Origin of the sequence: Catenuloplanes japonicus (assembly GCF_000717135.1) — a bacterium.
Lineage (GTDB): Bacteria > Actinomycetota > Actinomycetes > Mycobacteriales > Micromonosporaceae > Catenuloplanes > Catenuloplanes japonicus.
In genome coordinates this window covers 126,363-149,725 of the sequence record NZ_JNXY01000012.1, presented here as the reverse complement: position 1 = coordinate 149,725, position 23,363 = coordinate 126,363, and the positions used below count along the sequence as shown (strand labels likewise).

Genomic DNA, 23,363 nt, shown 5'->3' with positions numbered 1-23,363 from the left:
AACCGAAATGTCGATATTTGTGCTGGTGCCGGGCGCGTGGCAGGGCGGCTGGGCCTGGCAGCCGGTCGCGCGGCGGCTGCGCGCGGCCGGGCACGAGGCCGTGACCGTCACGTTCCCCGGCATGGCGGACGACGACGAGCGGGCCGGCCTGCGCATGACCGACGCGGTCGAGCACCTCGTCGCCGCGATCGAGAAGCCGGACCTGCGCGGCGTGACGCTGGTCGCGCACAGCTGGGGCGGCTACCCGGTCACCGCGGCCGCGCACCGGGTGGCTGGCCGGCTGGACCGGATCGTCTTCTACAACGCGATGGTGCCGCGCCGTGGCGTGCCGGTGACCGGTGAGAGCGACGATTCCGCCGCGATGATCCGGGCCGCGATCGAGTCCACACCGGACGGTGTCATCCCGGCCGTGCCCGACTACCTGCCGCTGCTGCTCCCGGACTCGGGGGACGAGCTGCGCGGGCTCTTCCTGGACCTGATGACGCCGATGCCCGGCCGCTACTTCACCGAGCCGATCGACACGCCGGACGTGACCGGACTCGGCGTGCCGGTCGACTACCTGCTCAGCGCGGACGACCGGGTGCTGATCCGGCCCGGCGCGGAGTTCGCCTCCCGGCTCGGCCTCACGCCGGTCCCGGTCTCGCACGGCCACCAGTCGATGCTGACCCGCCCGGACGAGGCGACGGCCGCACTGCTCACGCTCCTCACGCCGCGAACTCGCGCGTGAAGTCGGGCTGGGCTACCGGCCGGCCGAAGTGGTAACCCTGGGCCAGCCGGTAGCCCAGCCGGTACAGCTCCTCCGCCTGCTCCGCGGTCTCCACGCCCTCCGCCACCGCCTGCAGGCCCAGACCGTCGCTGACCTGGATCAGCGCGGTCGCGATCACGGCGTGCCGGCCGGCCATGGTGACCTTGTCGACGAACGACTTGTCCACCTTCAGCACGTCCACCGGCACGGTCTGCAGCAGCGTCAGCGACGAGTGGCCGGTGCCGAAGTCGTCCAGCGCGATCCGCACCCCGCGCTTGTGCAGCAGCTCCACCGTGCGCAGCGCCTGGCCGCCGTCGAAGACCGCGGTCTCGGTCAGCTCCACCACCAGCTGCTCCGGCCGCAGCCCGGTCTCGGTCAGCACGGCGCCGACCAGGCCGGCGAACCCGGGCTCGGCCAGCTGGCGGGCGGAGACGTTCACGCTGATCCGCTGCGGCGCCACGTCGCCGAACTCGGCGAACCAGGACACGGCCCGCGCGCACGCCTGCCGCAGGATCCACTCGCCCAGCTCGATGATCAGGCCGGTCTCCTCCGCGATCGGCACGAACTCGGCCGGGCTGACGAACCCGCGCTCCGGATGCGTCCACCGCACCAGCGCCTCGACCGACACGATCCGGCCGCCGGGCAGCTCCACGATCGGCTGGTAGACCAGGTGGAACTGGCCCTGCTCCAGCGCGGTCCGCAGCTCCGCGCCGGCCCTCGCCCGCACCGTGGCCTGCGCGTCCAGCTCCGCGGTGTAGCGCAGGTGACGGCCGCCGCCGGCCCGCTTCGCCGCGTACATCGCCCAGTCCGCCCGGCGCAGCACCTCGTCGGAGCTGACCTCGCCGCTCTCGTTGCCCGCGGTGCCGACGCTGGCGCTGACCAGCAGCTGCTGCCCGTTCGCGTCCACGGGGCGGCGCAGCGACGCGCTGATCCGCTCCGCGATCGCGGACATCGCGGTCGGCGACACCTCGCGCACCAGCAGCGCGAACTCGTCGCCGCCCATCCGGGCCACCACGTCGTCGCCGCGCATCACCTCGCGCAGCCGGTCCGCGACCACGATCAGCAACTGGTCGCCGGTGGCGTGCCCGAACGTGTCGTTGACCTCCTTGAACCCGTTCAGGTCCAGCACCGCGACCTGCACCAGACCGTCGCGGAGCGCCTGGGACAGGTACTGCTCGAACAACCGCCGGTTCGCCAGCCCGGTCAGGTCGTCGCGCATCGCCAGCCGTTCCAGCTGCTCGGACTGCCGCTGCACGGTGGCGAAGAACCCGGACAACCGGATCAGCATCAGCAGGAACAGGACGACCGCGCCCACCGCGATCGCCTGGATGTCGACCTGCTCCGTGCCGCCCCTCGCCTCCACGAACAGCACGGCCGGCACCAGCAGCGTGGTGGCGGTCAGCACCGTGATCCGCTGCCAGCCCTGCATGTCCGCGGGCCGCGAGTCCGGCATGTTCCCGGACGGGTGCAGCGCCGCGCCCGCGAACGCGAAGTAGGCGAACAGGAACGCGCCGAACACCAGCCGGTCCTTGAGCCCGCCGTCCGGCGGGATCACCGTGTACCCCACGTTGCCGATCAGCGTCGCCGCACTGCCGAACGTCAGCATCCAGGTCGCCGGGCTGCGCCGCCCCTGCTGGACCAGCAGCGGCCCCGCCACCGCGAACAGCAGCACGCCGCACGTGGGATACGCCGCGGACACCAGCCGGGTCAGCAGCGACATCCCCGGTTCCCGCACGATCGGCCCGATCACGAACACCCAGTAGACGAGCCCGAACCCGGTCGCGCTCATCGCCGTGTCGATCAGCCCGGCCAGCTCCCGCCGCCGCCGGAACCGCGCCAGGCGAAAAAGGGCCACCACCAGCATGGGGTACGCCGCGAGATAGCACGCGTCGGCCCAGGACGGATACGTGTGCCCACCGGTGATGATCGCCTCGGACGCGTAGATCGTGTCCCCGGCCACCCACATCGTGAGCCCCGCCGCGAACATCCACCACGCCATCCGGCGTGACGGAGGCCGTCGCCGTACCCCCGCCAGCGTCAGCGCGACCGCCCCCAGCCCGACCACGGCCGAGAACGTCGTCGCCATGCCCGCGGGCAGGAACACGTAGAGCGCGAAGGCCAGCACCCCACCCGCCGGCCACCACAGCCACCCCCGCGACCGAGTCTCCACACCTTCCCCATCGGCCCGCCCTCGCCCGTTCTGAGCTGTACGCCTTTTGTGTCATCCGGCACGTTCAGGCGGCGCATTCCGGTTACCGCCCCACTACGCTCCGAGGATGCTTTCGCCCCCTCCACACCTGGCACCCGCTTCCGCCGGCGGCGTCCCCACCGAGGCGATCGTGGCCCTGATCGCGTTCATCGGCGTCCTGAGCTCTCCCTGCCCGTCCACGTCGAGCTGCGGACGTTCATCGACAGCGGAACGGACGACCTCATCCAGTGCGCCGGACGGGCCTGCGAGCGGCGGTACGGCTTCAGGGAGTCCTATAAAGCAGTCGACTCCTCGCGCAACGCCTCCAGCACCGGGCGGATGAGGGGGTGGTCCTCGGCGCCGCGGCGGACGGCGGCGAAGACGCGGCGGGTGGGGGCGATGCCGTCGACGGGGCGGACGACGACGGCGGTGAGGTCGGTGCCGCGGAGGGCGGAGCGGGGGACCAGGGCGACGCCTGCGTCGGCGCCGGCCAGGGCGACGACGGCGCGGAAGTCGTCGGAGGAGTGGGCCAGCAGGGGCTGGAAGCCGGCGTTCTCGCAGGCCATGACCACGACGTCGTGGCAGGGGTTGCCGGGGTGCTGGCCGATCCACGGGTCCTTGGCCAGGTCGGCGAGCGGGATCTCGGCGGACCCGGCCAGGCGGTGGGTGGTCGGCAGGACGGCGTCGAACGGCTCGGCGTAGAGCGGGACGTGGGTCAGCCTCGGGTCGTCGGCGGGAGGCGCGCCGCGGTACTCGACGGCGACGGCCACATCGACCTGGCGGTCCAGGACCATCGGCAGGCTGGCGTCGCCCTCGGCGTCCTGGACGCGGATGCGGATGCCGGGGGCGGTGGCCGACAGCCGGATCATGGCGGGGGCGACCACCTGGCCGATCGCGGTGGCGAACGCGGCGATGGTGACGGGGCCGGCGGCGCCGGAGCTGAAGGCGGAGAGTTCGGCCTCGGCGCGTTCGAGCTGGGCGAGGACGGTGTTGGTGTGGGCGAGAAGGATCTCGCCGGCGGGAGTGAGGCGGACGCCCTTGGCACCGCGTTCGACGAGGCGGTGGCCGGTTTCCTGTTCGAGGGCGGTGAGCTGTTGGGATACGGCGGAGGGGGTGAGGTAGAGCGCGGCGGCAGCGGCCGTCACCGTCCGGTGATCGGCCACCGCCCTGAGGATGTGCAGACGCCGGACGTCGATCATGTCTGTTGCATTGTCGCGCAGGGTGGGGAGGTGAGGCGGGGGCTGGGGGTGTCTTCGGGCGCTGTCGCGCCTGAAATTTTGTGTTACTGGTGCGTTGGGTGGGCGGGTGCCATCGACCCGGGACAAGCCGAGCAGATCATCGGCAGGGCCGCCAGCTCTGGTCTGTCGTGCGGCGGGTTCGTGGTTCTCACGTTTGGGCGGGCGCTTCTCGCTGATCGGCTGCGGTTCGCGGGTGGTCCGGTTTTGAGGGTGACGGATCGCGACCCGCCGGTGGTTGCGTCGTGGCCGGGTTCAGGCTTGCGTTTCGCTGTTTGCCGCCGGTTGCGTTGGTGGCGGCCCTGCCGATGATCTGCACCCCTGCGGGCGGGTCGACGGCATACGGGGCAGCCAGGCGGTCACCTCTGTGGCTGCTTACGCAAAAAAGACAAAAACCCGCCGACGGGCTGGCGTCATCGTGACCATGCCGCAGCCGCACTGATAAATGCTGAAATTTCGGGCGCGCAGCGCCTGCGAATGCCATCCGTCACGACGCGATGGGCCGGCGACGTGCCAGATGGATGGTGGCGTGCCAGATGGATGGTGGCGTGACGCGCCCATCGGGGATTAGCGCGTCACGAAGTGGAGCGAGCGTCAGGACAGGCCGAGTTCCGCGCGAGCCGAGACGAAGGCGGTGACGGCGCGCTCGACGTCCTCCGTGGAGTGGGAGGCGGAGAGCTGGACGCGGATGCGGGCCTTGCCCTGGGGGACGACGGGGTAGGAGAAGGCGATCACGTAGACGCCGTGGGTGAGCAGTTGCTGGGCGAGGCGGTCGGCGGTGGCGGCGTCGCCGATCATGACGGGGGAGATGGGGTGGTCGCCGGGGAGGATGTCGAAGCCCTCGGCGACCATGCGGGAGCGGAACAGTTCCGTGTTCGCGGTCAGCTGGGTGCGGAGCGAGCCTGCGCCCTCGATCAGGTCGAGGACCTTCAGGGAGGCGGCGGCGATGACCGGGGCGAGCGTGTTGGAGAAGAGGTACGGGCGGGAGCGCTGACGCAGCAACGCCACGATCTCCGCGCGCGCGGCCACGTAGCCGCCGGAGGCGCCGCCGAGCGCCTTGCCGAGGGTGCCGGTGATGATGTCGATGCGTTCGGTCACGCCGTGCAGTTCGGGGGTGCCGCGCCCGCCGGCGCCGACGAAGCCGACCGCGTGCGAGTCGTCGACCATGACCATGGCGCCGAAGCGGTCGGCCAGGTCGCAGATCTCGCGGAGCGGTGCGACGTAGCCGTCCATGGAGAAGACGCCGTCGGTGACGATCAGGACGCGCCGGGCACCCGAGGACGTGGCCTCGAGAAGCTGCTTCTCCAGGTCGGCCATGTCGCGGTTGGCGTACCGGAAGCGGCGGGCCTTGGAGAGGCGGATGCCGTCGATGATGGAGGCGTGGTTGAGCGCGTCGGAGATGACCGCGTCCTCGGCGCCGAGCAGCGTCTCGAACACGCCGCCGTTCGCGTCGAAGCAGGAGGAGTAGAGGATCGTGTCCTCCTGGCCGAGGAACGCGGACAGCCGCGCCTCCAGCTCCTTGTGCACCTCCTGGGTGCCGCAGATGAAGCGCACCGAGGCCATGCCGTAACCCCAGCGGTCCAGCGCGGCGTGCGCGGCGGCGACCACGTCGGGGTGGTCGGCGAGGCCGAGGTAGTTGTTGGCGCAGAAGTTCAGCAGCTCGGAAGAGGCCACGGTCACGGACGCGGACTGCGGCGTGCTGATCACGCGCTCGGCCTTGTGCAGGCCGGCGGCCTTGATCTCGTCGAGGGTGGCGCGGAGGTCGTCACGCACGGAGGTGAACACGATTACATACTCCAGTCGAGGATGATCTTGCCGCTGCGGCCGCTGCCGGCCTCGTCGAACGCGGCCTCGAAGTCGCGGAAACCGTACCGGCCGGTGATCACGGGGGAGAGGTCCAGGCCGCCCTCCAGCAGCACGGACATCGAGTACCAGGTCTCGAAGATCTCGCGGCCGTAGACGCCCTTGATGGTGAGCATGGACGTGACCACGCGGGCCCAGTCGATCGGGAACTCGTCGGTGGGCAGGCCGAGCACGGCGATCCGGCCGCCGTGCGTCATGTTGGCGATCATGTCGCGCATGGCCTCGGGGCGGCCGGACATCTCCAGGCCGACGTCGAAGCCCTCGCGCAGGCCGAGCGTGCGCTGCCCGTCCGCGATCGTGGTGTGCGCGACGTTGAGCGCCAGGCTGACGCCGACCTTGCGGGCCAGCGCGAGGCGCTCCTCGCTGACGTCGGTGATCATGACGTGGCGTGCGCCCGCGTGGGTGGCGACGGCCGCGGCCATCAGGCCGATCGGGCCGGCGCCGGTGATCAGCACGTCCTCGCCGACCAGCGGGAACGACAGCGCGGTGTGCACGGCGTTGCCGAACGGGTCGAAGATCGCGGCCACGTCCAGGTCGACCGGGACGCGGTGCACCCAGATGTTGGTGGCGGGCAGCGCGACGTATTCGGCGAACGCGCCGTCGCGGCCGACGCCGAGCCCGATCGTGGCCCGGCACATGTGGCGGCGGCCGGCCAGGCAGTTGCGGCACTTCCCGCAGACCAGGTGGCCCTCGCCGCTGACCCGGTCGCCGATCGCGATGTCGGTCACGTTCCGGCCGGTCCCGACGACCTCGCCGACGAACTCGTGGCCGGTGACGAGCGGCGTGCTGATCGTCTGGCGCGCCCAGCCGTCCCAGGCTCGGATGTGCAGGTCGGTGCCGCAGATCCCGGTCCGCTGCACCTTGACCAGCACGTCGTCCGGGCCGACGACCGGTTCGGGCACGTCGGCGAGCCACAATCCGGGCTCCGCCTTCTCTTTGACCAGCGCCTTCAACGCGGCGGCTCCTCATCCGGGAGTGGGTGGATTCGTCAGCAATATGCGGTATGACGACCCGCCGGGTCCATCGAGGATTTCTTAAGCCGGGCCGCAGTTGTGCTTCACACCGTGCGCTCGTGCGGCAGAAGGCGGCGATAAGAAAAGATCAAGATCTTTCCCGAGGGTACGCGGTAGTGGCGCCAATCCTCCGGCCCGTCATGCGGCATCAGCCTCAGCACCGCGCGCGCGTCCGCGCCGTGCCGGTCCTCCACACCCCACCAGCCGTCGTCGCGGAGCTCCGGCACCCGCACCCCGGCCGGCCAGGGGCGGACGGCGCCGCTGGGACCGCCCTCCTCGGATGCGATCGCGACCACCTTGAGCGCGTCCGGGCGGTAGCGCTCGCCGCGCATCCTGACCCGCGCGGCCACGTTCTCCAGCGCGTCGAAGAGCGCATACGTCGGCGCCGGGTAGCCGTGGGCCGCGCGGTAGGTCTCCAGGGCGTACGCGCTGAGGTATAGCTCTTTGCCCTTGACCCTGGTCCGGAAGTAGGTGTGCGGTGCGTCCGCGATCTGCGGGTCGTCCGGGCCGAGCGTCAGGTCGCCGTTGCGCTGGTCGGAGAGGACCGTGACGGCCTGGCGGAGCAGCCGGTCGATCGGGCCGAGCCGCAGCCGGTGCCGGGCGTCCGCGATCGCGGTGCGGTCCGGGTAGATGACCAGCGACTGGGCGCGCAGCTCGTTCCAGCCGGCCGGGACGAAGCCGCCGTCCTGCCCGTACTCCAGGATGGGTTTCGGGTGTTTCGGCCCGGCGACGGCGGTGCCCGGCGTGCCGATCGCGATGCCGGCCGCGGCCACCCCGGCCAGAAGCAGTCTGCGTTCCATGCGGGTCAGACTCGCACCGGAGCCGGGGCGGAATGCCCGGAACGCGGGATTTCCACCCGGACTGTTGATCAGCCCCGATCGCGTCGGGCCAGCGACGCCCATTCGCCGAATCGCGGCACCGGCTCCCAGTGCGCGCTCACGTCCACGTCCCGGTCGTCCTCGGTGACCTGGTCGTCCGCGTCGTCGTCGGTGACGATCCGGCGCACGGCACCGTCCTCGCGGAAGCGTCGCTCGTCGATCCGGGTCGCGCCGTCGCCGCCGAGCGAGTAGTCCCAGTGCGTCACGGAGTGCAGGAACAGCCGGTCGCCGGCCCGGCGGAACTCGTAGAGCAGCGTCTGCCGGCCCTGCGCGTCCAGGAACCACACTCCGGCGTGGTCCTGCCGCCAGGCGACCTCGATGACCGCGTCCGGCGGGCCGTCCGGGGCCGCCAGCGCCACCGCGTAGTGGTCGCCGCGGGCGTCCCGGGCTGCGGCGGCGGTCGGTGAGATCGGGTAGACCGGCTCGTGCCGCCGGAAGTTCCACTTCCGCCCGTAGATGACCCGCTCCGCCATGCGCCGATCATGCCGGAGTCCAGCCGATGGGAGCCCCCGGCCCCGGCGGCGCGCGGTGCGCCGCCGGGGTTACCGGTCAGCGCTGCTGGAGGATCCGCTTGTCCGCGTCGAGCGACGTCGGCAGGCGTACGGTGATGAACTCGTTGTTGTCCGCGACGCCGGGCGTGCGGCCGGCCGAGCCGGGGAAGTTGTTGTCGTTCAGCACGCCGAGCGTGTTGTCGTCCAGGATGATCACGTCCTCGATCGTGGTGAACGGGAACGTGAACGTGGTGCCGAACCCGCCGACGCGACGCGGGTTCGCGATGTTCATCAGGTCGACGACCAGCGTCTTGTCCAGCACGCCGTCGCGGTTGCGGTCGCGCTTGTCGGCCAGGTAGATCTTCTTGATCACGGCGGTGGCGCCCTGGCCGCCGTCGCGCTCGATCACCAGGAAGCGGTTCTCGTCCACCGCGATCGCGTCGCCGATCGCCAGGTTCGCCGCGTCCAGCCGATAGGTGAAACGCTTGCCGGTGTACGTCCCGGTGCGCGTGGCGAACTCGTTGAACCGCAGGTCGCCCGCGGTGTCACCGGCGACGGTGCCCTCCAGCAGCGCGTAGAGGTAGCGGCCGTCCGGCGACTTCGCCAGCCCCTCGAAGCCCTTGCTGGACGCCAGGTTCGCGGTGGTGCCGGTGCGGGCCGCGGTCTCCGGCGAGACCACGCCCGGCAGCGCGACCGGCGGCGCGAGCAGGCGGCCGGCCCGGTCGACGTGCAGCAGGTACGGCCCGAACTCCTCACCGATCCAGTAGCCGCCGTCCGCGTCCCGGACGATCGACTCGACGTCGAAGTCCTGGCCGGTCAGCACGCGGTCGTCGCGGACCAGGTCCCACGGCACCTGCCGGTTCGGGTCGGTGAGGTTGATCCCGCCCAGCACGTCGACCCTGCCGGTGCCGAACACCGGCGCGATCCGCTGGATGCGCAGCAGGAAGTCCGCGCTGTTCGCCTGCGTGCCGAACCCGTTGTCGGAGAGCACGTCGAAGCTGCCGTCCGCGTTGCGCAGCACGCCGGAGAAGCCCTGCACCGGCTGGTCGTCCCACGGCGCCGCGATGCCGTTGACCGGCGCGGTCCCGAGCGCGGCCCCGGACGGCTCGCTGCCCGGCACGAACGTCAGCGCCGGCAACGACGCGAACCCGGTGAGCGTGGGCGTCTTCACCCTGTCCCCGTGCGCCTCGGTCGGCCCGCCGGTGAGTGCCAAGGTCAGCGCGAGCACGCCGGCACCGGCGGCCGCATGAGTGGTCATCTTTCGCATGGTCGCTCAACGTAGGCGAGCCCGGTGAATGACGGCCGACATCGGCATGGCCGTACCGGTACGGGCGGGGCAGCACCCCGCCCGCCGGTCAGTAGCCGTTGCCGCTCAGGGCCTTCGGGAGGCGGATGGTGAGGAACTCGGTGCTGTCCGCGACGCCGGGGTAGCGGCCGGCCGAGCCGGGGAAGTTGTTGTCGTTGACCACGCCGAGCGTGTAGTCGTCCAGGACGACCAGGCCCTCCGGCTGGACCGGGAACGAGAACGTGCGGCGGAAGTCGCCGAGCCGTTGCGGGTTGGCGACCTGCATCAGGTCGGTGACCAGCGACTTTGACATGACGCCGGTGGAGCGCCGGTCGGCCAGGTAGATCCGCTTGGTCTCCGCGTTCGCGCCGAGGCCGCCGTCGTGCTCGATGACCAGGAACCGGTTCGCGTCGACCGCGACCACGTCGCTGGCGACCATGCCCTCGGCCTCCAGCCGGTAGGTGTACCGGACGCCGGTGTACTGCCCGCTGCGCGTGTCGAACTCGGTCAGCCGCAGGTCACGCGCGCCGTCGCCGTCGACGGTGCCCTCCAGCAGCGCGTAGAGGTGCCGGCCGTCCGGGGACGCGGCCAGGCCCTCGATGCCCTTGCTGGACGGCAGGTTCGCGACCTCGCCGGTACGGTCCGCGGTCTCCGGAGCGATCACGCCGGGCATCGGGACCGGCGCCGCGAGCAGCCTTCCCCTGCCGTCCACGTGCAGCAGGTACGGCCCGAACTCGTCGCCGATCCAGTAGCCGCCGTTCCCGTCCCGCGCGATCGACTCCGGGTCGAAGTCCGCGCCGGTCAGCGTGCGGTCCTTGCGGGTCAGCCGCCAGGGCACGTGCCGGTCCGGGTCGGTCAGGTTCACGCCGCCGAGCACGTCGACCGTGCCGGTGGCCTGGTCCGGTCTGACCTTGTGGATGCGCAGCAGGAAGTCCGCGCTGTTGCCGCGGCTGCCGTACCCGTTGTCGGAGAGCGCGTCGAACGTGCCGTCCTTGTTGTGCAACAGGCCGGAGAACCCCTGCACCGGTTGCCGTTTCCAGGGGACCGGGATGCCGTGGATCGCGGTCTTGCCGAGCGCGGCGCCGGACGCGATGCTCCCGGGCACGAACGTCTCCGGCGCGAGCCCGGCCCAGCCCGTGAGCGTGGGCGCGGTCACAGGGTTGTCGTCCGCGTGTGCGGGCGCGCCGGCGAACGCGAGAGTCACGGTGAAAGCACCGATGGCTAACAGCGCGCGGACGGCGTACCCGTAGAGGGTGATCTTCTTCATGGTTGCAGAGAGTAAGGGTCTGCGGGAAATGGCGCGCAACATTGTGGTGGCCTTCACCAGGCATGATAGGTAGTGGTCACTGGTCTACAGAGGAGGCACGGGGGTCATGGATTATCAGAGCGCATTGGCATCACTCTTCCTGCCCGAGGGACGTAACGACCCATACCCGGCTTTCGACGTGCTCCGTGAGCACGCTCCGATATTCCTGGCCGACGGACGGTGGTGGGTGACCTCGCACGCGCTGACGAACCAGCTGCTGCGCGACCCGTCCATGCGGATCGCGGACGCGGCCGACTACGACGAGTTCTGGCCGGACTGGCGGGACAACCGCGGCGTCGCCGCGTTCGTGCTGTCCATGCTCCAGACGAACCCGCCGGACCACTCCCGGATCCGGCGCGCGGCCGCGGCCACGTTCACGGCGCGCCGGGTCGCCGCCATGCGGGACGTGATCGCGGCCCAGGCCAAGGAGCTGATCGAGGCGCTGCCGCCGCGTGCGGACTTCGTGGACGCGTTCGCCTACCCGCTGCCGATCGGCGTGATCTGCGCGCTGCTCGGCGTGCCGGACGAGGACCGGGCCTGGTTCCGGCAGCGTGTCGCGGACCTGACCGTGGTGCTGGAGCCGATCAGCACGGAGACGGAGATGCGGCTCGCCGGCGTGGCCGGCCGCGAGCTGGAGGACTACTTCACCGGCCTGGTCGCGGACCGCCGCCGCACGCCGCGGGAGGACCTGACCAGCGCGCTCGCCGCGTCCGGTGACCTGAGCGGCGAGGAACTGCTGGCCAACCTGGTGCTGCTGCTCATCGCCGGCTTCGAGACCACGACGAACCTGCTGAGCACCGGCCTCACGCTGCTGCTCGACCACCCGGAGCAGGCCGCGCGGCTGCGCGCGGACGACAGCCTCGCGCCCGCCTTCGTGGAGGAGATCCTGCGGTACGACTCCCCGGTCCAGATGACCACCCGCTTCGCCACCGCGACCATCGAGGCCGGCGACGTGACCATCCGCCCCGGCGACTCGGTCGGCCTGCTGCTCGGCGCCGCCAACCGCGACCCGGAGCGCTACCAGGACCCGGCCCGCTTCGACCCGGACCGGGGCAACGTGCAGCCGGTCTCGTTCGGCGGCGGCGCACACTACTGTCTCGGCGCGCCGCTGGCCCGGCTGGAGGCGCAGGTCGCGCTGCCGATGCTGGTCACGATGCTGCCGGGCCTCGCCCAGGACGGTCCGGCCACCCGCCGGGACCGGCTGGTGCTCCGCGGCTACTCCGCGCTGCCGGTCACGATCGGGTGAGTCCGTAGACTGGCGTGTTGACCCGTATCGCCATCAGCAAGGAGTGCGCAGCGTGACCGTCCAGCCCATCCGACTCTTCGGGGATCCGGTGCTGCGCTCGCCGGCCGAGGCCGTCGTCGACTTCGACAAAGAGCTGCGCAAGCTCGTCGCGGACCTCACCGAGACGATGCAGGAGGCGGGCGGGGCCGGACTGGCCGCGCCGCAGCTCGGCGTGGGTCTGCGGGTCTTCGCGTTCGACGTCGACGACGTGGTCGGCCACCTGGCCAACCCGGTGCTGGAGTTCCCCGACGCCGAGGAGCAGGACGGCACCGAGGGCTGCCTGTCCATCCCCGGGCTGTACTACGACACCAAGCGCCGCCTCAACGTGGTGGCCAAGGGCTTCAACGAGTACGGCGACCCGCTCCAGATCGTCGGCACCGGGCTGATGGCACGCTGCATGCAGCACGAGACCGACCACCTCGACGGCGTGCTCTTCCTCGACCGGCTGGACTCCGACGCGCGCAAGGCCGCGATGAAGGAGATCCGCCAGGCCGAGTGGTACGACCGGGACCGCCCGCCGACCGTCAAGGTCAGCCCGCACGCCAGCCCGTTCGGCCTGGGCCGATGAGACTCGTCTTCGCGGGAACACCCGCCGTCGCCCTGCCCGCGCTCGACGCGCTGGCCGCGTCCCACCACGAGATCGTCGCGGTCGTCACCCGGCCTGACGCGCCCTCCGGCCGGGGCCGCCGCCTGGTCCGCTCGCACGCCGCCGCCTGGGCCGACGAGCACGGCATCGAGGTGCTCACCCCGGCCAAGCCGCGCGAGCCCTCATTCGTGGAGCGGCTGCGGGAGATCGCGCCGGACTGCGTGCCGGTCGTCGCCTACGGCGCGCTCGTCCCGCCGGTCGCGCTGGAGATCCCGAAGCACGGCTGGCTCAACCTGCACTTCTCGCTGCTGCCCGCGTGGCGCGGTGCCGCGCCGGTCCAGCACGCGGTGCTGCACGGCGACGAGGTGACCGGCGCCAGCGTGTTCCAGCTCGAGGCCGGCCTGGACACCGGCCCGGTCTACGGCACGCTGACCGACGAGATCCGACCCACCGACACCGCCGGCGACCTGCTGGACCGGCTCGCCGGCTCCGGCGCCGGACTGCTCGTCGCCGTGCTGGACGCGATCGAGGCCGGCACCGCCCGCGCCGAACCGCAGCCGGCCGACGGCGTCTCGCTCGCGCCGAAGATCAGCGTCGAGGACGCACAGATCCGCTGGACCGAGCCCGCGTTCGCGGTGGACCGGCGCATCCGGGCGTGCACGCCCGCGCCCGGCGCATGGACGACGTTCCGCGAGGAACGCGTGAAGCTCGGCCCGGTCCGGCCGGTGGCGAACGCGCCACAGCTGGAGCCCGGTGACCTCCTGGTCGAGCGCAAGCAGGTGCTGGTCGGAACCGCGACCACGCCGGTACTACTCGGTGAGGTCCGCGCCGCGGGCAAGAAGCCGATGCAGGCGACCGACTGGGCGCGAGGCGTCCGGGTCGAGACGGGGGAGAAGTTCGCGTGACCAGCCCTGAGCGGCCTCAAGCCGGTTCCTCTGATTTCCGGGCGCGCCGCGCCACCCCGTCGGGTGACCGGCAGTCCGAGCACCAGGCGGACCGGCCGCACAACACCGGCCGCCCGCGCCGCTCCTCCGCCCCCGGCGACGGCCGCGGCCAGGAGCGGGACTCCCGCGGCGGTGGCCGTGCCCCGCGCGGCGGACGCCCGCCGTCGGACCCGGCCCGGTCCGCCGCCTACGAGGCGATCGCCGCGACCCACCGCGACGACGCGTACGCGAACCTCGTGCTCCCGCAGATCCTCCAGGAGATGCGGCTGTTCGGCCGCGACGCCGCGTTCGCGACCGAGCTGACCTACGGCACGCTGCGCCTGGTCGGCACGCTCGACGAGATCATCAAGGCGGCCGCGGGCCGTGAGGTCGAGCGGATCGACCCGCCGGCGCGCGACGCGATGCGCCTCGGCGCCTACCAGATCCTGCACACCCGGGTGCCCGCGCACGCCGCGGTCTCCAGCACGGTCGACCTGGTCCGGTCCGTCGCGCCCGGCGCGGCCGGCTTCGCCAACGCGGTGCTGCGCCAGATCACCACGAAGAACTGGGACGAGTGGATCGCCGAGGTCGCCCCGGCGTTCGACGAGGACCCGATCGCGAACCTCTCGGTCACGCACGCGCACCCGCCGTGGATCGTCCGCGCGTTCTCCGAGGCGCTCGGCGGCGACATGGCCGACACCGCCCGCGCGCTCTCCGAGGACAACGAGCGCCCGCCCGTCCACCTGTGCGCCCGCCCCGGCCTCGCCGACGCGATCACGCTGGCCGACGAGCTGGACGGCGCGCCCGGCGCGTTCTCGCCGTACGCGGTCTACCTCGCCGGCGGCTCGCCCGGCGACCTGTCCGCGCTGGCCCAGGGGCGCGTCCACGTCCAGGACGAGGGCTCCCAGCTGGTCGCGACCGCGCTGACCGAGGCCACGATCGAGGGCAAGGACGAGCACTGGCTCGACCTCTGCGCCGGTCCCGGCGGCAAGGCCGGCCTGCTCGGCGCGCTCGCCGCCGGCCGGGGCGCCCGCGTCACCGCGGTCGAGGTCGCGGAGCACCGGGCCCGCCTGGTCGCCAACGCCACCAAGGGCCTGCCGGTCACCACGATCGTCGCCGACGGCCGTACCGCCGGCACCGGCGACCTGCCCGCCGCCTCGTTCGACCGCGTCCTGGTCGACGCGCCGTGCACCGGCCTCGGCTCGCTGCGCCGCCGCCCCGAGGCCCGCTGGCGCCGTCAGCCCACCGACCTGCCGCCGCTCACCAGCCTCCAGCGGGAGCTGCTGGTCGCCGCGCTGAAGGCGGTCCGGCCCGGCGGCGTCGTGGCCTACGTCGTCTGCTCCCCGCACGTGGTGGAGACGCAGGTGACGGTCACCGAGGCGGCCCGCCGCTCCAAGCTCGCGGTCGATTTCGTCGACGCGCGCCCGCTGCTCCCCGCCGGCATGCCCGGCCTCGGCGCCGGCCCGACGGTCCAGCTCTGGCCGCACCGCCACGGCACCGACGCGATGTTCCTGGCGATACTCCGCCGCACCGCCTGACCCCTCCTTTCGTTGCCCGGTCCCGTTCGCGGGGCCGGGCAGTTTTTCAAGATCAATTTCCTTTGCCCAGTTGGTCTCACATCACCTGCCGAGGCCTCCCGGCGACACCGGTCGTCGCTGGCGCTCCTCCCTGCCATGTCCGTGGCCGCACGGTCAAGACCCGCCCGGTGGTCACGGCCGTGCACGACGAGTGAGGGAACGATGAAGGTCATCTCCGCGTCCGACCTGCACGCCAACCTTGACGAGGCGTTCGACGCCATCGAGAACGACGCGGAGGATCTCGTCGTCACCCGCAACGGCCGCGAGCCGCTGGTGGTGATGCTCAAGAGCGAGTACGACACGTGGCGCGAGACGGAGTATCTCTCCCGTGGCGCCAACGGTCGCGAGCTGCGTCGCCGGGCCGCGGAGATGGATGCGGGTGACCGCGTCGCGGCCCGCCGATGCCGCTCCGGAGACCGGTGACGTCGCCGGACTGACCGCCGGATCAGGAGCCTGCGGCGCGGAGGGGACGGGCGACGCGGAGACCGGTGACGCCGCGGATCTGACCGCCGGGTCAGGGGCCTTCGGTGCGGAGGAGGTCGCGGAGGAGGCGGGCGACGTGGGCCATGGCGGACTCGGCGGCGGGCTGGATGACGGCGGGGACGCGGGACTCGGTGAGGGCGACGATCGCGTACGCGGCGCCGTCCGCGTGTTCGACCACGCCGATCTCGTGGCGCATGGTCAGCACGGTGCCGGTCTTGGAGGACCAGCGGGACGCGTCCGAGGCCAGGTCCGGGGCGAGGCGCTGGCGGTGGACGGAGCCGGCCATCAGCTCACGCACGCGCGCCGCGACCGGGGGCGCGATCACGGACGGGGTCCACAGCGCCTCCAGCAGGTCGGCGAACGCGCGGGCCGAGCCGGCGTTCGCGCGGGTCACGTCCAGCTGGGGGATCGGGTGGCCGTGGCCGGTGGTGACCGCGCCGATCGCGAGCGCGTGCGCCAGGTGTGCCTCGTCGTGCGGGAGCCGGTCCGCGGGCGTGTCGTTGAGCGTGCGGATGCGGTGCCGGACCGCGATGCCGTCCAGGCCGAGCCGCCGGAGCTCGGCCTGGACCAGCGCGGGCGGGGTGTCCGCGAAGAGCGCGTCCGCGGCCGCGCCGTCGCTGATCGCCACGCTCAGGTAGAGCAGATCCTCGGCGGCGATCACGGCCGGGTGCCGGAAGCGCATCAGGCCGGGCGGGCCGGGGGTGAGCACGCGGTCGGCGGGCACGGTCACCGGGACGGAGAGGTCCAGTTCGCCGCGGTGGGCGCGTTCCAGCACGGCGACCGCGAGCGGCACCTTGATCAGCGACGCGGCCGGGAAGACCGCGTCCGGGTCGAGGCCCAGTTCCTCGCCGGTGCGCAGGTCCCGCACCAGGAAACCGCCGCGCAGCCCGGCGTCCTCCAGCGTCTGCCGCACCTCCCGGAACACCCGCGCCGTGCTCACGCCGTCACCTCCCGGACCACGCCGCCCGGTCCCGCGCTTCCGGCGGGCCGGGCCGGTTCCGTGGTTCCGGCGGGCCGCGCCGGATCCGCACGTCCAGCCGCGAGCCCCGGTTCCGCGCCCCCGCCCGCGCCCGCCGGTTCCGCGCCCAGGCACGCGCCCACCGCGTCGTGCAGCAGCGTGCGCAGCCGGTCCAGCGCGGCCCGCGGTCCCGCGACCACGTCGTAGCCGCGGCTCAGCTCCAGCTCGCCGATCCGTGACCAGCCCAGTCCCAGCGACACGGCCTGCGCGGACGAGCACAGCAGCAGATCGCGCCCGCTCAGCGCCTCCGCGGCGGCCTCGACCAGCGACCCGGCGATCACGATCTGGGCCGGGCGGAGGCCGGCGGCGGCGCCGTGGCGGGTGAGGCGGTCGCGCACGTGCGGGACGTCGTCCTCCGGCTGGATCCAGATCCTCCGGGCCGTACCCGCGGCATCTGATTTTGATGGTCGGAGGTTGTCGAGGTGCGAGACCGGATCCGTCACGCACGCCAGGCCGAGGGGAACGACCCACGCCCCCACATCAGGGGGTACGGCCGCGAGCGCGGCCCCGTCGCCGCCCACCTCCAGGTGCAGGTCGTGCGCGCGGGCGGCCGCGACCAGCCGGGCCAGCGCGGGCGCGGGGCAGATCGCGGGCACGGACAGCCGGAACGGTTGCCGTCGCGCGCGTTCCGCGTCGTGCTCCAGCGCGTCCGCCAGCCGGATCAGGCGCTGGGCCGCGGGCAGCAGTGCGGCGCCGAACGGCGTGGGCACGACCGCCCGCGCGGACCGGTCCAGCAGCGTGCCGCCGAGGTGCGCCTCGAGCGCGGAGACGCGGCGGGACGCGACGGACTGCGGGATGCGCAGCGCGGCCGCGCCGATCGTGAAGCTGCCGTGCCGGGCGACCGCGACGAACGCCCGGCCGGCCGCGACGATGTCCATGTGCGGTCACTATGCCAGATCAGCATGGGAACGAGCGTTTCCGTCTTCGACAGCATGGGTGGGGCTCTGCGAGGGTCGATTCGTACCCACGAAGGGGGATTTCTGGTGTTCAAGATTGTGACGGCGACCGCCGCGATGCTGGCGACGGTCACCCTGACGCCCACCGCCACGACCGTGTATCAGCAGTTGGAGCGGCGGTACGACGCGCGCCTCGGCGTCTACGCGGTCGACACCGGCTCCGGCCGGACGGTCACGTTCCGCGGAGACGAACGGTTCGCCTACGCGTCCACGTTCAAGGCGCTGGCCGCGGCCGCGGTGCTGGACCGGATCTCCGACGCGGACCTGCACCGCGTGGTGCACTACACGCGCGCGGACCTGGTCGACTACTCGCCGGTCACGGAACTGCACGTGGACGAGGGCCTGACGGTCGGCGCGATCGCGGAGGCGGCGATCACGGTGAGCGACAATACCGCCGGTAACCTGCTCTTCCGCGAGCTGGGCGGCCCGGACGGGCTGGAGCGGGCGCTGCGCGCGATCGGCGACCGGACCACGTCCGCGGACCGGATCGAGACGGAGCTGAACACGGCGATCCCGGGCGACCGGCGCGACACCAGCACGCCGCGCGCGCTCGCCACCGGCCTGCGCGCCTACACGCTCGGCCGCGAGCTGTGCGCGACCGACCGGCAGCAGCTGATCACCTGGCTGCGCGCGAACACGACCGGCGCGGCGACGATCCGCGCGGGCGTGCCGGACGGCTGGATCGTGGGCGACAAGACCGGCGCGGGCGGGTACGGCACGCGCAACGACATCGCGGTGCTGTGGCCGCCGTCCGGCGCGCCGATCGTGATCGCGGTCATGTCCACCCGCGACACCCCGGATGCGACCTACGACAACGCGCTGCTCGCGGACGCGGCCGAGGCCGTGGTGGCGGGTCTGGGCAGGTAATCGATTCGGTGCCGGGGGCCCGCGTCGACTAGGTTGCACACCTATGGAAACGCTGGAAGAGCTGCTGAACGCCCGTCTCACCGCCGCATTCGCCGCCGTCGTCGACGGGGGAGCGGACCCGGTGCTGCGACGGTCGCAGCACGCGGACTTCCAGGCGGACGGCGCGCTCGCGGCCGCGCGCAAGGCCAAGCGCAACCCGCGCGAGGTGGCGGCGCTGGTCGTGGAGCACGCGCGGCTGGACGACCTCTGCGAGACCGTGGAGATCTCCGGTCCCGGCTTCATCAACCTGACCGTCTCCGCCGGCGCGCTCGGCCGGCTGCTGGCCGGGATGTCCGCCCACGACCGGCTGGGCATCCCGGCTGCCGTGACGCCGCAGACCGTGGTCGTCGACTACTCCGCGCCGAACGTGGCGAAGGAGATGCACGTCGGCCACCTGCGCTCCACCGTGATCGGGGACGCCACGGTCCGCACGCTGGAGTGGCTCGGCCACAACGTGGTCAAGGCGAACCACCTGGGTGACTGGGGCACGCCGTTCGGCATGCTGATCGAGCACCTGCTCGACATCGGTGAGGCGAACGCGGCCGAGGAGTTGTCCGTCGGCGACCTGAACGGCTTCTACCGTGCCGCGCGCGCGAAGTTCGACGCGGACGAGGCGTTCCAGGAGCGGTCCCGGCGGCGCGTGGTGGCGCTGCAGGGCGGCGACGAGGAGACGCTGCGGTTCTGGCGGATGCTGGTCGCGGAGTCCGAGCGCTACTTCATGACCGTCTACGACCGGCTCGGCGTGCGGCTCACCGACAAGGACTTCTTCGGCGAGAGCTTCTACAACGACATGCTGCACCCGGTCGTGGCATCACTCGACGAGCTGAAACTCCTGAAGATCAGCGACGGCGCGCGCGTGGTGTTCCCGGAGGGCTTCGTCAACCGGGACGGCGAGCCGCTGCCGATCATCGTGCAGAAGCGCGACGGCGGCTTCGGCTACGGCACCACCGACCTGGCCGCGATCCGTTACCGCACGCAGGAGCTGCACGCGGACCGGATCGCCTACGTGGTCGGCCTGCCGCAGAAGCAGCACTTCGAGATGATCTTCTCGGCCGCCCGGTCCGCCGGCTGGCTGACCGCGTCGACGCGCGCGGAGCACGTCGCGTTCGGTTCGGTGCTCGGCACCGACGGCAAGATCCTGCGCAGCCGGGCCGGCGACACGATCAAGCTGGCGGACCTGGTCGACGAGGCGATCTCGCGCGCGGCCGCGGCCGTGGCGGAGAAGAACCCGGCGCTGTCCGAGGCGGAGCGTGACCGGGTGGCGCGGCTGGTCGGCATCGGCGCGATCAAGTACGCGGACCTGTCCAACGACCGGGTCAAGGACTACGTCTTCGACTGGCAGCGGATGCTGTCCTTCGACGGCAACACCGCGCCGTACCTGCAGTACGCGCACGCCCGCATCCGCTCGATCTTCCGGCGTGGTGCGGTGAGCGCACCGGCCGGCCTGACGACGATCCCGGTCGCGGAGAAGGCGGAGCACGCGCTGGCGCTGGAGCTGCTGGCGTTCCCCGCCGTCGTCGCGGTGGTGGCGGACACGCTGGACTTCCACAAGCTGACGCACTACCTCTTCGGGCTGGCGTCCGCGTTCACCACGTTCTACGAGCAGTGCCCGGTGCTGAAGTCCGAGGGCGAGGTCCGGGAGAGCCGGCTCGCGCTCTGCGACCTGACCGCCCGCGTGCTCTGTCAGGGCCTCGACCTGCTCGGCATCACCGCGCCGGACCAGATGTAACGCTCAGCAGTGCGCCTGGGGGTGCCCCTCGTCCCCCAGGCGCTCCCAGATCACGCTCAGCTGGTGCAGCTCGGCCGAGGTCAGCCGGCCGAGGAACAGCGTGCGCACGTCCTCCAGGTGGCTGCGGCGGGCGCGGCCCAGCCGTTCCAGGCCGGCCGGCGTGATGACCGCGTTGAGCCCGCGTCCGTCCACGGCCGACCGCTGCCGGGTGATCAGGCCCTGTTTCTCCAGGCGGTCGGCCATCCGGGTGAAGCCGCCGGTGGACATCAGGCGGCGGGCCGCGAGGTCTGACATGCGCACGCCGTCGTCGCCGGCGCCCTCCAGCGCGGTCAGCACGTCGTACTCCGCCATGGTCACGCCGGTCGGCGCCAGCCTCGCCTCCAGCACGCGCCACAGGCGGGTGTGCGTGTTCAGGAAGCCGCCCCAGGCCGCCTCTTCCAGGTCGGAGAGACGTTCGTCGGTCATGAGCGCACTCTAACCGCCGTCGGGCTGTGACCCAGGTCGCGTTGGCGGCCTCATCAGGCGGTCATATAGTTGCCTGCGCAGGCAGTTAAACGAACCGAGAGTGAGTATGTAATGACTGTTGTACTGGTGGCGGGTGCGACCGGCAGCCTCGGCAGCCTGATCGTGAAGAACCTGCTGGAGCGCGGCGCGACCGTCCGCGCGCTGGTTCGCCCGTCCTCCGCGGACGGTGGCGCCCGGCTTCGCGACGTGGCCGGCCACGAGAACCTCACGCTGCACGTCGGCGACCTCACGGACGGCGCCGCCGCGCTCGCCCCGCACCTGGCGGGCGTGGAGGTGGTGGTCTCCGCGGTCCAGGGCGGCCCCGACGTGATCATCGACGGGCAGCTGGAGCTGCTGCGCGCGGCCGAGACGGCAGGCGTGCACCGCATGATCCCCTCGGACTTCTCGATCAACCTCTGGGGGTACGACTACGGCGTCAACATCCTGTCCGACCTGCGCCGCGTGTTCGCCGACGCGTTCCGCACCAGCGCGGTGGCCCGGACCTCGGTGGCGATCGGCGCGTTCCCGGAGTACTTCCTCGGCCCGTTCCACGAGGTGCTCGACCCGGCCGCCGGCACGTTCTCGGTCTGGGGCGACGGCACCCGCCCGATCGACATCACCACGGTGCCGGACACCGCGGCGTTCACGGCCGCCATCGCGCTCGACCCGAGGACCGCCGGCCGCGACGTGCACGTGGTCGGCCAGCAGATGTCCATGCTGGAGCTGCGCAACGAGGTCGAGGCCGCGTCCGGCCGCCGGTGGGCGCTGATCCGCAAGGGCTCGCTGGACGACCTCAAGGCCGAGATCGTCCGCCGCCAGTTCGCCGCGACCAACCCGTTCACGTACGTGGCGCTGCAGTACCAGAAGGGCATGTTCGACGGGTCGGCGTCGCTCACGGACGTGCGCAACGCGGACTATCCGGACGTGGTCCCGGCCACGGTCGCGGAGTATCTGGCCGGTGCCGGCGCGGCCCACTTCGAGGTGCCGTCGGCCCCGGTCGCGCTCGACGAGTGGCCGGTCACGGTCTAGTCTCCGGGCCGGCCGGCCACGATATGGCCGCCGTGGTCCGCACCCCGGCGGACCTGCCAGGCGTCACGGTGGTGACCGGATCTCCCGCGCCGACCTGGCCGACCGCATCCTGACCTGTCTCACGGACGCGTCCACGATCCGCGCCACGGTCTCGGCCGCGTACTGACCGCCGGCATGCCACGCCCGGCGAACTCCGCCTGACCGCTCAGGCCCACCCGGCCAGCACCGGCACGCAGCGCGCGGCGAACTCCTCGTAGTCGGCCGCGGTGTTGTAGACGTGGGCGGACAGCCGGAGGTAGCCGACGCCGCCGAACCGGCCGAACGCGCACTCGGCATCCAGCTCGTCCAGCACGCGGGCGCGCAGCGCGTCCGGGGCGCCGGGTCCGGTGCCGAGCGTGCCGGGCAGCCGGACCAGGCGCATCGGGCCGGCGGGCATGCCGACCCGTACCGTGTGGTCCTCGCCGGTGATCGCCGTGAACGCCTCGGCGATCACCGCGGCGCCGGTCCCGGCCAGCGCCGACGCCCGCGCGCGGATCCCCGCCCAGCCCCAGCGCGTGTCGATGCCGGTCAGCGTGGCGGGCGCGGCCAGGTGCGCGGTCACGTCCAGCGTGCCCTGCACATCGAACCTGCGGGGGTACGGCAGCGGCGCGCCCCACGAGTCGATCAACGGCCACAGCGCCTGCGTGTGCGGTCCGCGCGCGATCAGCACGCCGGTGCTCCGCGGCGCGCAGCCGAACTTGTGCAGGTTGCCGACCCACACGTCGCACTCCACGCCGGCCAGCGGGTCGTCGAGGAGCGCGGGCACGTGCGCGCCGTCGACCAGGAACGGGATGCCGTGCTCGCGGGCGGCACGGCCGATCAGGTCCACCGGCAGGAAGCGCGCGGTGGGCGAGGTGAGGTGGTCGGCGACGATCAGCGCGGTCCGGGCAGTGATCGCGCCGGTCACCGCCTCGGCTGCCTCGGACGGGCCGGCGTCCAGCGGGACGTGCACCGTGCGGACACTGCCGTGGTGGCGGCGGGCCAGGCGTTCCGCGCCCATGGTCACCGCGCCGTAGCCGTGGTCGGTCACGATGATCTCGCCGCCGTGCGGGAACGGGAGCCCGGCGAAGGCCACGCTGGCGCCGCCGCTCGCGTTCGGCACCAGCGCGAGCGAGTCCGGATCCGCGTGCAGGAACCGGGCGACGTCCAGGCGTGCGGTCGCGATCCGGTCCGGGAGGCCGGCGAACCAGCGGACCGGCGCCGCCTCCATCTCGTCGCGCAGCGCGGCCTGGAGGTCCAGTGCGAAGCGCGGCACCGCACCGAACGAGCCGTGGTTGAGGTGGAGCGGCGTGGGGGAGAGCGGCCAATCGGCGTCCATGGCTCC

At 72.4% G+C, this 23,363-nt stretch carries 21 protein-coding genes; 9 read left to right on the top strand and 12 right to left on the bottom strand.

Going from position 1 to position 23,363, the window contains the following annotated elements:
- Positions 1 to 7: 7 nt before the first annotated feature.
- Complete coding sequence (locus OP04_RS19325; protein ID WP_033341135.1) at positions 8 to 727, top strand: alpha/beta fold hydrolase; 720 nt, start codon at positions 8 to 10, stop codon at positions 725 to 727.
- Here OP04_RS19325 and OP04_RS19320 read toward each other — a convergent pair.
- The 8 genes from OP04_RS19320 to OP04_RS19285 all read right to left on the bottom strand — a co-directional run bounded on the left by OP04_RS19320 (position 705) and on the right by OP04_RS19285 (position 10,965).
- Positions 705 to 2,915 carry a putative bifunctional diguanylate cyclase/phosphodiesterase gene (locus tag OP04_RS19320; protein WP_033341134.1) on the bottom strand — a complete coding sequence of 737 codons (2,211 nt, stop codon included), beginning with the start codon at positions 2,913 to 2,915 and terminating at the stop codon, positions 705 to 707. The two genes, OP04_RS19325 and OP04_RS19320, sit on opposite strands and share 23 nt — an antisense overlap.
- 311 nt (positions 2,916 to 3,226) lie before the next feature.
- Positions 3,227 to 4,132 carry a LysR family transcriptional regulator gene (locus tag OP04_RS19315; RefSeq protein ID WP_033341133.1) on the bottom strand — a complete coding sequence of 302 codons (906 nt, stop codon included), beginning with the start codon at positions 4,130 to 4,132 and terminating at the stop codon, positions 3,227 to 3,229.
- A 630-nt stretch (positions 4,133 to 4,762) separates the two neighbouring features.
- Positions 4,763 to 5,953 (bottom strand): glycine C-acetyltransferase, encoded by a 1,191-nt coding sequence (locus OP04_RS19310; protein WP_033341132.1) that lies wholly within the window; start codon positions 5,951 to 5,953, stop codon positions 4,763 to 4,765.
- A 2-nt stretch (positions 5,954 to 5,955) separates the two neighbouring features.
- On the bottom strand, positions 5,956 to 6,984 hold the full coding sequence (gene tdh / locus OP04_RS19305; RefSeq protein WP_033341131.1) for an L-threonine 3-dehydrogenase: 1,029 nt from the start codon (positions 6,982 to 6,984) through the stop codon (positions 5,956 to 5,958).
- A 104-nt stretch (positions 6,985 to 7,088) separates the two neighbouring features.
- The gene (locus OP04_RS19300; protein ID WP_157240044.1) at positions 7,089 to 7,844 is read right to left on the bottom strand and encodes a hypothetical protein; all 756 of its coding nucleotides are present in this window, start codon (positions 7,842 to 7,844) and stop codon (positions 7,089 to 7,091) included.
- A 68-nt stretch (positions 7,845 to 7,912) separates the two neighbouring features.
- Positions 7,913 to 8,395, bottom strand: a complete 483-nt coding sequence (locus OP04_RS19295; RefSeq protein WP_033341129.1) for a hypothetical protein — start codon at positions 8,393 to 8,395, stop codon at positions 7,913 to 7,915.
- A 76-nt stretch (positions 8,396 to 8,471) separates the two neighbouring features.
- Entirely contained in the window at positions 8,472 to 9,671 is a 1,200-nt protein-coding gene (locus OP04_RS19290) for an esterase-like activity of phytase family protein (RefSeq protein WP_033341128.1), read from the bottom strand.
- A gap of 97 nt (positions 9,672 to 9,768) precedes the next feature.
- Complete coding sequence (locus OP04_RS19285; protein ID WP_033341127.1) at positions 9,769 to 10,965, bottom strand: esterase-like activity of phytase family protein; 1,197 nt, start codon at positions 10,963 to 10,965, stop codon at positions 9,769 to 9,771.
- A gap of 106 nt (positions 10,966 to 11,071) precedes the next feature.
- Between OP04_RS19285 and OP04_RS19280 the strand changes: the two genes are divergently transcribed.
- The 5 genes from OP04_RS19280 to OP04_RS19260 all read left to right on the top strand — a co-directional run bounded on the left by OP04_RS19280 (position 11,072) and on the right by OP04_RS19260 (position 15,798).
- The gene (locus OP04_RS19280; protein ID WP_033341126.1) at positions 11,072 to 12,250 is read left to right on the top strand and encodes a cytochrome P450; all 1,179 of its coding nucleotides are present in this window, start codon (positions 11,072 to 11,074) and stop codon (positions 12,248 to 12,250) included.
- A 52-nt stretch (positions 12,251 to 12,302) separates the two neighbouring features.
- Positions 12,303 to 12,857: a peptide deformylase gene (gene def, locus OP04_RS19275; protein WP_033341125.1), complete on the top strand. Its 555-nt coding sequence runs from the start codon at positions 12,303 to 12,305 to the stop codon at positions 12,855 to 12,857.
- Entirely contained in the window at positions 12,854 to 13,780 is a 927-nt protein-coding gene (gene fmt, locus OP04_RS19270) for a methionyl-tRNA formyltransferase (RefSeq protein ID WP_033341124.1), read from the top strand. The genes def and fmt overlap by 4 nt, the downstream gene beginning before the upstream one ends.
- On the top strand, positions 13,777 to 15,336 hold the full coding sequence (locus OP04_RS19265; RefSeq protein ID WP_085066583.1) for an RsmB/NOP family class I SAM-dependent RNA methyltransferase: 1,560 nt from the start codon (positions 13,777 to 13,779) through the stop codon (positions 15,334 to 15,336). Before fmt ends, OP04_RS19265 begins: the two co-directional genes overlap by 4 nt.
- A gap of 201 nt (positions 15,337 to 15,537) precedes the next feature.
- On the top strand, positions 15,538 to 15,798 hold the full coding sequence (locus OP04_RS19260) for a type II toxin-antitoxin system Phd/YefM family antitoxin (RefSeq protein ID WP_033341123.1): 261 nt from the start codon (positions 15,538 to 15,540) through the stop codon (positions 15,796 to 15,798).
- Positions 15,799 to 15,889: 91 nt separating this feature from the next.
- Here OP04_RS19260 and OP04_RS19255 read toward each other — a convergent pair whose 3' ends face one another.
- Together OP04_RS19255 and OP04_RS19250 are read right to left on the bottom strand one after the other, a co-directional pair.
- Positions 15,890 to 16,798, bottom strand: coding sequence for a serine hydrolase (locus tag OP04_RS19255; protein WP_033341122.1), 909 nt, complete (start codon positions 16,796 to 16,798; stop codon positions 15,890 to 15,892).
- Positions 16,795 to 17,754 (bottom strand): LysR family transcriptional regulator, encoded by a 960-nt coding sequence (locus OP04_RS19250; protein ID WP_051798301.1) that lies wholly within the window; start codon positions 17,752 to 17,754, stop codon positions 16,795 to 16,797. The genes OP04_RS19255 and OP04_RS19250 overlap by 4 nt, the downstream gene beginning before the upstream one ends.
- Before the next feature lie 135 nt (positions 17,755 to 17,889).
- Here OP04_RS19250 and bla point away from each other — a divergent pair, with 135 nt between their 5' ends.
- Together bla and argS are read left to right on the top strand one after the other, a co-directional pair.
- Positions 17,890 to 18,699, top strand: coding sequence for a class A beta-lactamase (bla, locus tag OP04_RS19245; RefSeq protein ID WP_063746638.1), 810 nt, complete (start codon positions 17,890 to 17,892; stop codon positions 18,697 to 18,699).
- 43 nt (positions 18,700 to 18,742) lie between these two features.
- Positions 18,743 to 20,467 carry an arginine--tRNA ligase gene (argS, locus tag OP04_RS19240; protein WP_033341121.1) on the top strand — a complete coding sequence of 575 codons (1,725 nt, stop codon included), beginning with the start codon at positions 18,743 to 18,745 and terminating at the stop codon, positions 20,465 to 20,467.
- Between the two features lie 3 nt (positions 20,468 to 20,470).
- Here the strand turns inward: argS and OP04_RS19235 are convergent, their stop codons facing one another.
- Positions 20,471 to 20,932, bottom strand: coding sequence for a MarR family winged helix-turn-helix transcriptional regulator (locus OP04_RS19235; RefSeq protein WP_033341120.1), 462 nt, complete (start codon positions 20,930 to 20,932; stop codon positions 20,471 to 20,473).
- 111 nt (positions 20,933 to 21,043) lie between these two features.
- On the opposite strand from OP04_RS19235, the gene OP04_RS19230 reads away from it, so the two are divergent.
- Positions 21,044 to 22,000 (top strand): NmrA family NAD(P)-binding protein, encoded by a 957-nt coding sequence (locus OP04_RS19230; RefSeq protein WP_085066580.1) that lies wholly within the window; start codon positions 21,044 to 21,046, stop codon positions 21,998 to 22,000.
- Between the two features lie 205 nt (positions 22,001 to 22,205).
- On the opposite strand, the gene OP04_RS19225 is transcribed toward OP04_RS19230, so the two are convergent.
- Complete coding sequence (locus tag OP04_RS19225) at positions 22,206 to 23,357, bottom strand: aminotransferase class V-fold PLP-dependent enzyme (RefSeq protein WP_051798300.1); 1,152 nt, start codon at positions 23,355 to 23,357, stop codon at positions 22,206 to 22,208.
- Between the last annotated feature and the right edge of the window lie 6 nt (positions 23,358 to 23,363).